The sequence below is a fragment of the Actinoplanes sp. NPDC089786 genome, assembly GCF_040684855.1.
Taxonomy (GTDB): Bacteria; Actinomycetota; Actinomycetes; order Mycobacteriales; family Micromonosporaceae; genus Actinoplanes.
Map to the genome: position 1 here is coordinate 172,164 of NZ_JBFBGU010000001.1, position 12,470 is coordinate 184,633.

A 12,470-nucleotide genomic window follows, 5' to 3' on the forward strand; every position below is an offset into this window, starting at 1 on the left:
ATGACCACAGGAACATCCGCCCCGGACGTCGAGGGGTCGCCCGGGGCGTCGTCGTTCGAGGCGATGCTGAGTACGGCCGAGCGGGACATTGATGCGGCCCTCCGTGGGGCGAACGGGACCGTCCGTGAGCTGAAGAAGGCCCTCGCCGCTGCCCGTACCGGACAGATCCGCGATCTTCGCAAGGCGCTGGCCGCGGCCGGAACGACGGCCGCCGCGCTCGCCGCCGACACCGAGGCGCTGGGCGGCGGCCTCGACCTCGACGAGCAGGAATACCTGGCCTCCGGCGCGTACGTCAAGGAACTGCTCGCCGCGGCCGAGGCGCAAGGCGTGACCATCGTGGAGGAGGACAGCCTCCTGCTGTGCTATCCATCGTTGTTGAAGGTGCTGCCGACGGATGCCGCCATCGAGATCGACAAGGTACGTGAGCGCCGGTTGCGCCCTTCCGTCCTGGTCGCGGCGCTGGCGCGGGCTCAGGAGCGGGACGTGCGCTTCAAGGCGGAGGCCTTCCTCGACAGCCTGCGGTCCGCGTACGAGCTGCTCGCCGCCGGCGAGGGCAAGCGGCCGGACGGCGTGGTGCGGCTGCTCGACATCTGGGCGGTCCTCACCATGTTGCCCGGCCAGCGAGCGCAGTACAGCAAACAGGAGTTCGCCCGAGACCTGTATCTGCTCGATCGCAGCGGGGTCACCAGCACGCCCAGGAGCCCGCGAAGCCTGCGGTGGTCGGCGAGCACCGGCACCAAGGGAGCGGGCACCCTGGTCACCGTCGCGCCCAGTGGCCAGCAGCAACGGTACTGGGGAGTGTCGTTCACGGTCGCCGAGGCGGAGCAACCATGACGGAGACCGCCATCGGCGCCGGCGAGTACGTCGACTTCCTCAACCGCGAGTACCTCACCGGTTACATCGACGGCGGTGGCGCGGCCGTCAAACTGCTGGCCATCGGTGACGACGCTGCCCGCGCGCAGCTGACCAGCGGACTCAACGAGTTCGGCGGGGGGTTCGCGGTCGTCACCGTGGATGCCGCGGACACCCGCATCCACCTGGTCGACCAGCTCTTCACGGCGATCGCCCGCCAACTGGACTGGGTGGTGCTGGCCGCTGCGGTGGTGCGGTCCGCGTTGGAGCGTGCCGCCTTCCCGGCGCCCGACGACGACGCCGACATCGACCTGGGCGCGATCGCTCGGCACCACGACGTGGACGCCGCGGAGTTGTATCGCAGCGTGCGCCGGGCGCTGGAGCAGATCGTGCTACGGGACACCGAGCTCAGTCACGAGTTCCGGGTCGCCATGCTGCGGCTGTGCCAGGAGCGTCTCGGCCGCGGCGACGTCAGTCTCGACGAGCGCGAGACCGTTGTCGGCTGGCTGTGCGGCGAACGCCTGCCCGCGGCCGCGCTGCGCAGGGTGTCGTTGCAGGCCAAGGTGGCCCGGCACAATGCCCGGCCGCTGCTGGTGTCGCTGACCCGGTGGTTGCGGCTCGCCGGGCGCCGTGGCCTGGTCCTGCACCTCGATCTCGATCGGCTCGCCGTGGTCCGGCGACCGCCGCCCGGCCTGCGCGACGGGCACTACTACTCGAAGGCGGCGACGCTGGACGCGTACGAGATGGTGCGTCAGTTGATCGACGCGACGGACGAGTTCGACGGGCTCTTCGTGGCGGCCACGCTGCCGACCACGCTGATCCAGGACGATGTCCGCGGGCTGCCGGCGTACACCGCACTGCAGTTGCGGGTCATTGACGAGGTTCGCGACCGGCGGCGGGCCAACCCGTACGCCACGTTGGTCCGGATCGGTGGCCGACCGGAGGAGGGCACCGCATGACTGACACGGATCACGACCTGGCCACGCGGGTGTCGCGGCGCCGGGCTATCGAAGCGCTGCGGGCCGGAGTTCCCAGCCGCGACGCCGTCGCCGCACTGGGGAGCGGACAGTCGGCGATCGAGGACCGAGTCGTCGCGCTTCGCGAGGCCGCCGCGGGCGGCACGGCGGGTGGCCTCCTGCTCGGCGGCGGATTCGGGTCCGGCAAGAGTCACCTGCTCGAGCACCTGGCCCGGCTCGCGCTCGACGCCGGCTGCACGGTCAGCCGGGTCGTCATCAGCAAGGAGACCCCGCTGCACGACCCGGCCAAGGTGTTCCGCGCCGCCGCCGACTCCGCGGAGCGGACCGGCCAGGCACGCCCGGCGATCATCGAGGCGGCCGCCGCGGTGGACCCCGACGGCCGGGCGTACGCCGAATTGCTACGGTGGGCCTCGTCGAGCGGTGCCGAGCTCAACGAACGGTTTCCGGCCACCCTCGCGTTGTTCGCGCACGTCCGCGACCGGGATGCCGTGTTCGCCGACATGATCCTTCGGTTCTGGTCCGGCGACCCGATACCCGTACCCGAACTGCGTCGACGCCTGCGTGACCTGGGCGAACAACGGCCGACCCTGCCACCGGTAGCAGCGGCCGAGCTGGGCCGGCAACGCCTGCGGTTCGCGTCCCGGTTGCTCAGCGCCGCCGGTTCGCCCGCCTGGGTGATTCTCTTCGACGAGGTCGAGCTCATCGGACGGTACTCGCTGCAGCAGCGGGCGAAGTCCTACGCGGAGTTGGCCCGCTGGATGCGCGGCGAGCACGGCGGCGCGGCTCCCATCGCTGCGGTGTTCGCGATGACCGACGATTTCGAGGCCGCCGTCATCACTGGCCGCAACGACCGCGAGCTGATACCGGCGAAACTGAGGGCGAAGGACACCCCGGAGGCGACCGCGTTGGCCGCTGCGGCACAGGCCGGCATGCGGATTATCGACCGGGAGACGCATCTGCTCACCCCGCCGGACGATCTCGAGCTCAAACATGCGTACGGCCGCGTACGCGAACTGCACGGCGCCGCCTTCGACTGGCAACCGCCGGACGTGGCCGGCCTCGAGCGCCTCGGCGCCACCCGGATGCGCCAGTACGTGCGAGCCTGGATCAACGAGTGGGACCTGGTGCGGCTCGACCCCGAGTACCAGCCGGAGACCGAGATGGTCGACCTGCCGAGCGACTACCGCGAAGACCCGGACCTGGAACGCACAACCGCTGATTAGCCCGCCAGCCGGTCTAAGCAAAGCCGACCCCGTTCCTCGTATCCGGCCGCCGGGCTCGTCGGGAACCCTGAGGCCGGCCGCCGACGCATCGCCGATGCGGTCCACGCCGCGTTTCGGTAGCCGGCCGGCGACACCGCGCGAACCGCGACCTGGATCGGGTGGTCCGGCGATTCGCGACGGCGGCCGAGTCGGCTGCCCGCCTCACGGTTGCGTAGGCGCACGTTCTTTCAGCTCACGCACGGGACGCTGCGGGCGCTTCGCCCTCCCCGCCGGCCGGGCGACCACGACTCTTCGGCACACCCCAGTGCACCACACCGAATGCACCACTCGCGTCACGGGTGTGATCCCGCACCGACCGCGACTCCCGGGCTGAACGCCTGCGCCTGCGCCGTCGCCGGCAAGTCCAGCCTCGCGCGACATCTTGCTCCGTGGCGGGACCGATGAGCTGCCGCTGGGCGCTGTCGTCCCGATCCAGTCCCGCAGCCAACCGGCGCGCAGACCCCCGGGACTGTCCCACCCGACCGTCGATGACCACTGCGCCAGGCACAGAGATCACCATCCGGGATCGGGATATCGACGCGACCGGCCGCAACGAACCGGTCGACCGGGACACCGATCAGGCAACGGCATCCTTGACCTGCGGATATCCGAACCCCGGAGCGGGGCCACCCGTTCGCGACCCCTCCGTTTGGATATCCGTTTCGGGTGGAGCCACGGGGACTCGAACCCCGAACCCCTGCCTTGCAAAGGCAGTGCTCTGCCAGTTGAGCTATGGCCCCCGGGCCGGCCGGCCTCAGCGACGAGCCAAGACCGTCCGAATTGACCTCAGCGCAGGTCGGGCGTCGTGGTGGCCTCGTGCCACAGGGCACGCTCGTCGTTGGACGCCTTGACCCGCTTGAAGACCAGAGCCGCGACGCCGACGACGCCGGCGACGATCAGGAGCTTCTTCAGCATGGCTGTCTCCTTGCGATCTGCGACTGCCTGAGAGGGAGTTGACGGTGGGGCTAGATGGAATCGAACCATCGACCTCAGAGTTATCAGCTCTGCGCTCTAACCGACTGAGCTATAGCCCCGCAACGACACCGAAGGTTAGCGTATCGCGCCGCGCCACCCAAAATCGGGGGCAGCACTTCGGCTGCCCCCGAGGTCGGGTGCGTCAGTCGCGCTCGGCGAGGGTGAGCTCGACGCCGCCGACGAGGTCGGCGCAGACGTTGTAGATGAACGCGCCGAGGGTGGCCAGCGCGGTGAAGAGCACCACGTTGACCGCGCCGACCAGCATCGAGGTGCCGATGACGCCCCAGGCGGTGACCCGGAAGCCGCCGTTGGCGGCACCGCCGCTGGCGTTGACCAGGTCGCCGAGGCTGGAGTTGACCGTGGTCCACACGCCCATCGCGTCGAGGGCGAGGTAGAGCACCGAGGTGGCCACGACGACCACGATGAACAGCACGACGGACACGGCGAACGAGAACTTCATGACCGACCAGGGGTCGATGCGCTTGAGGTTCAGCCGGGCCCGGCGCGGGCCGCGGGCGGCCGCGGAGGCGACCGTCTGACGGGCCGCCCGGACGGTCTCGGAGACCCGGGCCGCGCCGACCGCGGCCGCGCCCTGAGGCGCGGCCGGCTTGCCGGAGGTCGGGGCGCTGCCGGGACGCGGCGGCGCCGACTGGGGCACGACGCTGGACCGTCCGGTCGGTGCGGCGGGCTGGCCGCCGCCTCCCCCACCGGACGCACCACTCTTAGTGACGATCGGCACAGTCGCGGATCCCTTCGCCGCGCCGGGGCCACCCGGACGCATCCCCTCGTCCTTGGCGCCGGAGCCCGGGTCGCTGGGCGGCGGGGCCATGCCGGGAGCCCGGGTGAACTTCGGGGCGGACGACGAGCTGTCGGCGGGCACCGACGCGCGGCCGGCGGAATCCCGCCCGGCGGCCTCGCGTCCGGCCTGATCAGCGCCCTTGTTGCCGGACGCCTGGTCAGCCGGTGACGTCGAGGTCCCCGAGCTCCCCGACTTCGCCGTTGTCTCCGTCATCAACTGTCCTGTTCGTCAGGCTCGTCCGCCTCGTCGGCATTACGAGCAAGCGCCACGATGGTTACACCTTCTGGGAGGTCCATCAGTTTGACCCCCATTGTGTTCCGATCCCGCGTACGCCGTACAGGCTTCACGGGAGTCCGGATGACACCACCATTGCTGGTGATGGCAAACAGCTCATCTTCCGGGTCGATCACGAGCGCACCGACCAGGCCGCCACGGCGCTCCGTGATCTTGGCCGTCAGCACACCCTTGCCACCCCGTCCCTGAACTGGGTACTCCTCGATCGGCGTTCGCTTGGCATACCCGCCGTTGGTGGCGACCAAAACGTCCATGCCATCACGAACCACCTCCATCGCGAGGAGTTCGTCGTTGTCACCGAAGCGCATGCCGATCACACCGGAGGTCGCCCGCCCCATCGGCCGCAGCGCCTCGTCCGTGGCGTTGAACCGAATGGCCTGTGCCTTCTTCGACACCAGTAGCAGATCGTTCCCCGGCGCGGCCAGCGCGGCGCCCACCAACTCGTCATCCTCCCGCAGGTTGATGGCGATGATGCCACCGCTGCGGTTGGAGTCAAATTCCTCCAACCGGGTCTTCTTCACCAGACCATTCTTGGTGGCGAGCACAAGGTAGGGCTCTACCTGGTAATTCGGGATTTGGATGACCTGGGCGATGTGCTCGTCGGGCAGGAACGCCAGAAGGTTGGCGACGTGCTGACCCTTGGCCACCCGGTTCGCCTCGGGGAGCTCGTAGGCCTTCGCCCGGTACACCCGGCCCTTGTTCGTGAAGAACAGAATCCACGCATGTGTGCTGATCACGAAGAAGTGGCTGACGATGTCGTCCTGCCGCAGCGAGGCGCCGCTCACACCCTTGCCACCACGGTGCTGTGACCGATACATGTCGACCTTGGTGCGCTTTGCGTAACCGGTACGTGTGATCGTCACCACAACGTCCTCGCGAGCGATGAGGTCCTCCATGGAGACCTCGCCATCGAACGGGATGATCTGCGTCTTCCGGTCATCTCCGTACTTCGCGACGATCTCCCCCAATTCCTCCCGGACGATGGCCCGCTGCCGCTCCGGCTTGGCCAGGATGTCCTTGAGGTCGGCGATCTCGATCTCGATCTTGGCAAGCTCGTCGATGATCTTCTGGCGCTCGAGGGCGGCCAGCCGGCGCAGCTGCATGTCCAGGATCGCGGTGGCCTGGATCTCGTCGATGTCGAGCAGCGCGATCAGGCCGCCGCGGGCCTCGTCGACGGTGGGCGAGCGCCGGATCAGGGCGATCACCTCGTCGAGCGCGTCCAGCGCCTTGACCAGGCCGCGCAGGATGTGCGCGCGCTCCTCGGCCTTACGCAGGCGGTACGCGGTGCGCCGGCGGATGACCTCGATCTGGTGGTCGACGTAGTAACGGATGAACTGGGCCAGGTTCAGCGTCCGCGGCACGCCGTCGACCAGCGCGAGCATGTTCGCGCCGAAGGTCTCCTGCAGCTGGGTGTGCTTGTACAGGTTGTTCAGCACGACCTTGGCGACCGCGTCGCGCTTCAGGACCAGGATCAACCTCATACCGGTACGCCCGGAGCTCTCGTCCCGGATGTCGGCGATCCCGGTGAGCTTGCCCTCCTTGACGAGTTCCGCCACCCGCTCGGCAAGATTGTCCGGATTCACCTGGTACGGCAGCTCGGTCACGATCAGCGCCGGACGCCCGCGCGCGTCTTCCTCGACCTCGACCACCGCGCGCATCCGGATCGAGCCGCGACCGGTGCGGTAGGCGTCCTGGATCGCCTGCTGCCCGACGATCAGACCCCGGGTGGGGAAGTCGGGACCCTTGACGAACTCCAGCGCCGCTTCGAGCGTCGTGGCCTCGTCGGCCTCCGGGTTCTCCAGGTACCACTGCACGGCCGCCGCGACCTCGCGCAGGTTGTGCGGCGGGATCTTGGTGGCCATCCCGACCGCGATGCCCTCGGAGCCGTTGACCAGCAGGTTCGGGAACCGGGCGGGCAGGATCGTCGGTTCCTTGGTGCGCCCGTCGTAGTTGTCCTGCATGTCGACGGTGTCCTCGTCGATGTCCCGCAGCATCTCCATGGCGAGCGGAGCGAGCTTCGACTCGGTGTACCGCATGGCGGCCGGCGGGTCGTTACCGGCCGAGCCGAAGTTGCCGTTGCCGTCGATCAGCGGGTAGCGCAGCGACCACGGCTGGCCCATCCGGACCAGGGCGTCGTAGATCGACGAGTCGCCGTGCGGGTGGTAGTTGCCCATCACGTCGCCGACCACGCGCGCACACTTCACGTACCCGCGGTCCGGCCGGAAGCCGGCGTCGTACATCGCGTACAGGATCTTGCGGTGCACGGGCTTGAGACCGTCGCGGACGTCGGGCAGCGCGCGACCCACGATGACGCTCATCGCGTAGTCGAGGTACGACCGCTGCATCTCGACCTCGAGCCCGACCGGCTCGACCCGCTGCGCCAGGTTGGCGCCGGTTTCGGCCTGGGGCTGTTCGGCGGCGGCGTCCGGGGTCTCGGGAGTGTCTGTCACTGTTAACCCTTACTGAAGGTAAAACCAGACATTAAGGTCTGGACTACGCATATCGCTGTGGATAACACTGTGGATTGGCGCCAAAGCTGTGCATAACCCTGGGTGAGCGGTACCGGTTTCGGCACCGCTCACGCATGTCAGATGTCCAGGAATCGCACGTCTTTGGCGTTGCGCTGGATGAACGAACGCCGGGCCTCGACGTCTTCGCCCATCAGGACGCTGAACAGCTCGTCGGCGGTCGCCGCGTCGTCCAGCGTCACCTGGCGTAGCGTCCGGGTCGACGGGTCCATCGTGGTGTCCCACAGCTCGTGGAAGTTCATCTCGCCCAGACCCTTGAACCGCTGGATGTCGTTCGGCTTGGCGTTGGCCTTCTTCTGCTGGCGCAGCGCGATCAGGCCGTCCCGCTCCCGGTCCGAGTACGCGTACTGCGCGTCGTCGCCCTTGGCGTTCCACTTGATCTTGTACAGCGGCGGCGCCGCCAGGTAGACGTGGCCGACCTCGACCAGCGGCCGCATGAAGCGGAACAGCAGGGTCAGCAGCAGCGTCTGGATGTGCTGGCCGTCGACATCCGCGTCGGCCATCAGCACCACTTTGTGGTAGCGCAGCTTGGCGATGTCGAACTCTTCGTGGATGCCGGTGCCCAGGGCGGTGATCAGCGCCTGGACCTCGTTGTTCTTCAGCACCCGGTCGATCCGGGCCTTCTCCACGTTGAGGATCTTGCCGCGGATCGGCAGGATCGCCTGGATCTGGCTGTTGCGGCCCTGCTTGGCCGAGCCGCCGGCCGAGTCGCCCTCGACGATGAACAGCTCGGACACCGTCGGGTCGGTCGACTGGCAGTCGGCCAGCTTGCCGGGCATCGAGCCGGACTCCAGCAGCGACTTGCGCCGGGCCAGCTTGCGGGCCTGCTGGGCGGCGATCCGGGCGCGGGACGCCTGGGACGCCTTGGTGATGATCGTCTTGGCGTCGGCCGGGTTGCGCTCCAGCCAGTCGGCCAGCTGGTCGTTGACGACCTTCTGGACGAAGCCCTTCATGTCGGTGTTGCCGAGCTTCGTCTTGGTCTGACCCTCGAACTGCGGGTTGGTCAGCTTGACCGAGATGATCGCGGCCAGACCCTCACGCACGTCTTCGCCGGAGAGCTTCTCGTCGCCCTTGAGGAACTTCTTCTCGGCCCCGTAGCGGTTGATCAGGCTGGTCAGCGCGGCCCGGAAGCCCTCCTCGTGTGTCCCGCCCTCGTGCGTGTTGATCGTGTTGGCGAAGGTGTAGACCGACTCGCCGTACGACTCGTTCCACTGCATGGCGACCTCGACCGCCATGCCGGCGGCCTCGTCCTCCGAGATGAACTCGATCACCGTCTTGTGGATGGCGCTCTTGGTGGCGTTCAGGTGCCGGACGAAGTCGGCGATGCCGTCGTCGTACTTGAAGTTGACCTGACGCGGCTTGCCGTCGTCGTCGACCTGGTCGGGCCGCTTGTCGATCAGGTTGATGGCCAGGCCCCGGTTGAGGAAGGCCATCTCCTGCAGGCGCCGGTAGATGGTCTGGAAGTCGAACTCGACGGTCTCGAAGATCGTCGGGTCGGGCCAGAACTGGACGGTGGAGCCGGTCTTCGAGGTCTCCTCGCCCTTCTCCAGCGGGCCGGGCTTCGACGCGTTGTAGTGCTGCCGGTAGACGTTGCCGGACTTGTGGATCTCGACGAACATCCTGGTGGACAGCGCGTTCACGACCGAGACGCCGACGCCGTGCAGACCGCCGGAGACCTTGTAGGCCATGCCCTCGAACTTGCCGCCGGCGTGCAGGACGGTCAGGGCGACCTCGACGCCGGGCTTCTTCAGCTTCGGGTGGAGGTCGACCGGGAAGCCACGGCCGTTGTCGGTGACCGAGACACCGCCGTCGGCCATCAGCACCACGTCGATCGTGTCGCAGAACCCGGCCATGGCCTCGTCCACGGCGTTGTCCACAACCTCCTGGACGAGGTGGTGAAGGCCGCGCTCGCCGGTGGATCCGATGTACATGCCGGGACGCTTACGGACCGCCTCGAGCCCCTCGAGCACGGTGATCGAATCCGCGCCGTACTCCTGCTTGTTCTCTGCCACCCTCGGCCACTTTCTCGCGCCGCGGCCTCGACGGCCCCGACACGTGGTTGGCGGGGCCCCGGCGAACCACGCGCAGGCGCCACCGACGACAACCCGCGAGGATGAGGCGGACCACCGGTGGAACCGAACGCGCCGGTCGCCGCGGTTCACCCGCGGATCGTGATCGGCTGGAAAACCGCGTAGCGTGACGTCAGACAACTCTCAGCGACGACTCGCGGGGCGGTATCCCGGTCTCCTGGAATTCTACTCCGCCGAGGCGAGATATAGAGGGTTCGGCACCCCGTCCGGGTGCCTCAGATTGCCGTAGCGCCGTCGACCCTGCCTCCCACGCGTCCCCCCACACGGGCCGCGACCACATCGCGACGGCGAATGATACGGACGGGATCCCCCGCGCGCGCCTGCCGGGCCCGGCGGCCACGCGCTGCGACACTGCCTCACGACGCCACACGGCGGTGCTTTAATCTTCGCCGCGATGGAACCACGGCCACGGTTGGAGAGGTGGGCCTGATGGCGCTGGACAAGGGCCTGGACAACGTCGCGGTCCACTGGCCGCGTACGAACCAGTACTACGACCCGGTCGCGCCCGCCGACTTCGTCGACTTCGGCGAGATCGCCGACCGGCCCGAGATCGCGGCGCCCACCGGCGCCCTGGCGCTGCACATCGCCAAGACCGGCACGGTGCGCGCCACGGCGTACACCGAACTGGTGGATCTTCTGCTCGGACTGCAAGGTGTGTTGTACGCCACTGAGGCCGCCGCCGAGGATGAAGACCCGGTGATCGACCCGGACGGCTGCGCCTGGATCGCCGGCGGGCTGGAACGGTTCGTGGAGGGTCACCACGACTACGGCGACCTGGTCACGTTCGACAGCGTGGCCGCGGTGATGCGGGCGGCGATCTCGGCCGGACGGCTGGCCGAGCAGCAGATGCGCTGGCTCGACTCGCGGCTCGAGGCGATGCGCGACGAGTCGGGCAACGCGCCGCACTGGACGTTCGCCCGCACCGAACTGGTCGTTCTGGCCGGCTTCTACCGTCGCTGCGCCGAGCGGGGCTTCGCGGTCTTCGCCGACTACTGAGCCCGGCTGTCCTCCCGCCCCGGCTCCGGGCGGCCTAGCCGTAGGTGTCGCGGGGGCCCCGGCCCTGCACCCGCCGCGGGCCCTTGGACCACGACGGCGCGGTCGGACCGTGGATGTTCATCCTGGTCACGATGTTGTGGCCGACCTCGGCGGCGATGCTCTTGAGCAGCTTCCCGGCCAGCATCCGCAACTGGGTGGCCCAGGCCGTCGACTCGGCCTCCACGGTCAGCACGCCGTCGTCCAGCTTGATCGGCCGGCAGTGCTTGGCGATGTCCTCGCCGACGACCTTCTCCCAGGCGCCGAAGACGGTCGCCTCGGCCTTCGGCTTCTCCCACCCGCGCTGGCGCATCAGCCGGTCGAGCATGGCGCCGAAGGGCTGGGGATCGCGCGGGTCGGGCCCGGGACCGGAGTAGCCGCGCAGCCGCCGCTCCGGGTCGGCCGCGCCGTACCGGCGTTGCTTCTTCGGCGCGGCCCGCCGCTTGGCGAACGCCGCCTCGATGACGGCACGGGCCAGCTCGGGGCCCTTCTTCGGCTCCTCCGGCTCCTGGGGCTGGTCAGACATGCGTCACCGTCCCGGGTGCGATCTCGAAGCGGGCGCCGGACAGAGCGGTCGGTACGTCTTCCGGCACCGCGCACGTGACGATCAACTGTGCCGCATCCGACACCAGGGCGGCCAGCCGATCACGCCGGCCACCGTCCAACTCGGCGAAGACGTCGTCGAGGACCAGCACCGGCTCGATGCCGTCGGCCCGCAGCAGGTCGTAGGCGGCCAGCCGGAGGGCCAGCGCGAACGACCACGACTCGCCGTGGCTGGCGTACCCCTTGGCCGGCAGCTCGCCCAGCGCCAGCGTGAGATCGTCGCGGTGCGGGCCGACCAGCGTGGTCCCGCGTTCGATCTCGGCCGTCCGCCGCTCGGCAAGCGAGGCCAGCAGCGCCTCCTCGAGCGCCGCGCGGTCCGGCGACAACCCCTCACCCAGCTTCGACGCGTACGCGATGGAGGCCGCCGCCCGGCCCGCGGCGACCGCGTCGTACGCCTTCGTGACATGCGGCGACAACGCCGTGACCAGCTCGATCCGGCCGGCCAGCAACTCGGCGCCGTGCTGGGCCAGGTGGTGGTCCCAGACCGCGAGGGTGGACAGATCCTGGCCCTTCGAGCCGCCCACCTTGCGGGTCAGGTAGGCCGTCCGGAGCAGGGCGTTGCGCTGTTTGATCACCCGGTCGTAGTCGGCCCGGACGCCGGCGTAGCGCGGCTGGCGGGCCACCAGCAGGTCGTCGAGGTAGCGGCGGCGCTCGGACGGGTCGCCGCGGATCAGTTCCAGGTCTTCCGGGGCGAACAGCACCATCCGCAGCGCGCCCAGAACCTCACGCGCCCGGCGTACCGGAGAACGGTTGAGTCTTGCCCGATTTGCCTTGCCTGGCACGATTTCCAGCTCGACCAGCAGCTCGCGTCCGTCATGGACGATCGCGCACCGGATCACGGCCGCGGCGGCGCCCGCCCGGACCAGCGGAGCATCGGTGGCGACCCGGTGACTGTCCAGGGTGGCCACGTAACCCAGGGCCTCGACCAGGTTGGTCTTGCCGACCCCGTTCGGGCCGACCAGCACGGTCACGCCGGGTTCGAGCTCAAGCGCCACCCGCTCGTAGCTGCGGAAATCGGTGAGCTCGACCCGGCGAACGTGCATACCTGTGACGCGCCG

General features: G+C 69.0%; 10 protein-coding genes and 2 tRNA genes. 4 read left to right on the forward strand and 8 right to left on the reverse strand.

Annotated features, from left to right (window positions below):
- From AB0O15_RS00850 to AB0O15_RS00860, 3 genes are read left to right on the forward strand one after another with little or no spacing between them, the layout of a single operon-like run.
- Nucleotides 1-834: a hypothetical protein gene (locus AB0O15_RS00850; RefSeq protein WP_364312224.1), complete on the forward strand. Its 834-nt coding sequence runs from the start codon at nucleotides 1-3 to the stop codon at nucleotides 832-834.
- Nucleotides 831-1,811, forward strand: a complete 981-nt coding sequence (locus AB0O15_RS00855; RefSeq protein WP_364312227.1) for a BREX system ATP-binding domain-containing protein — start codon at nucleotides 831-833, stop codon at nucleotides 1,809-1,811. The genes AB0O15_RS00850 and AB0O15_RS00855 overlap by 4 nt, the downstream gene beginning before the upstream one ends.
- Entirely contained in the window at nucleotides 1,808-3,052 is a 1,245-nt protein-coding gene (locus AB0O15_RS00860) for a BREX system ATP-binding domain-containing protein (protein WP_364312230.1), read from the forward strand. The genes AB0O15_RS00855 and AB0O15_RS00860 overlap by 4 nt, the downstream gene beginning before the upstream one ends.
- 706 nt (nucleotides 3,053-3,758) lie before the next feature.
- Here the strand turns inward: AB0O15_RS00860 and AB0O15_RS00865 are convergent.
- From AB0O15_RS00865 to gyrB, 6 genes are all read right to left on the reverse strand, one after another.
- Nucleotides 3,759-3,831 (reverse strand) — tRNA-Ala (locus AB0O15_RS00865).
- A gap of 46 nt (nucleotides 3,832-3,877) precedes the next feature.
- Nucleotides 3,878-4,006: a DLW-39 family protein gene (locus AB0O15_RS00870; RefSeq protein WP_364312233.1), complete on the reverse strand. Its 129-nt coding sequence runs from the start codon at nucleotides 4,004-4,006 to the stop codon at nucleotides 3,878-3,880.
- Between the two features lie 45 nt (nucleotides 4,007-4,051).
- A tRNA-Ile gene (locus AB0O15_RS00875) sits at nucleotides 4,052-4,125 on the reverse strand.
- Nucleotides 4,126-4,208: 83 nt separating this feature from the next.
- Nucleotides 4,209-5,078 carry a DUF3566 domain-containing protein gene (locus AB0O15_RS00880; RefSeq protein WP_364312236.1) on the reverse strand — a complete coding sequence of 290 codons (870 nt, stop codon included), beginning with the start codon at nucleotides 5,076-5,078 and terminating at the stop codon, nucleotides 4,209-4,211.
- Nucleotides 5,078-7,543, reverse strand: a complete 2,466-nt coding sequence (gene gyrA, locus AB0O15_RS00885; RefSeq protein ID WP_364316918.1) for a DNA gyrase subunit A — start codon at nucleotides 7,541-7,543, stop codon at nucleotides 5,078-5,080. The genes AB0O15_RS00880 and gyrA overlap by 1 nt, the downstream gene beginning before the upstream one ends.
- A 203-nt stretch (nucleotides 7,544-7,746) precedes the next feature.
- Complete coding sequence (gene gyrB, locus AB0O15_RS00890; RefSeq protein WP_364312239.1) at nucleotides 7,747-9,699, reverse strand: DNA topoisomerase (ATP-hydrolyzing) subunit B; 1,953 nt, start codon at nucleotides 9,697-9,699, stop codon at nucleotides 7,747-7,749.
- A 507-nt stretch (nucleotides 9,700-10,206) separates the two neighbouring features.
- Here gyrB and AB0O15_RS00895 point away from each other — a divergent pair.
- The gene (locus tag AB0O15_RS00895; protein ID WP_364312242.1) at nucleotides 10,207-10,773 is read left to right on the forward strand and encodes a hypothetical protein; all 567 of its coding nucleotides are present in this window, start codon (nucleotides 10,207-10,209) and stop codon (nucleotides 10,771-10,773) included.
- Nucleotides 10,774-10,807: 34 nt separating this feature from the next.
- Here AB0O15_RS00895 and AB0O15_RS00900 read toward each other — a convergent pair whose 3' ends face one another.
- On the reverse strand, nucleotides 10,808-11,335 hold the full coding sequence (locus AB0O15_RS00900; protein WP_364312244.1) for a DciA family protein: 528 nt from the start codon (nucleotides 11,333-11,335) through the stop codon (nucleotides 10,808-10,810).
- Nucleotides 11,328-12,455, reverse strand: a complete 1,128-nt coding sequence (recF, locus tag AB0O15_RS00905) for a DNA replication/repair protein RecF (protein ID WP_364312247.1) — start codon at nucleotides 12,453-12,455, stop codon at nucleotides 11,328-11,330. Before recF ends, AB0O15_RS00900 begins: the two co-directional genes overlap by 8 nt.
- Nucleotides 12,456-12,470 lie beyond the last annotated feature (15 nt).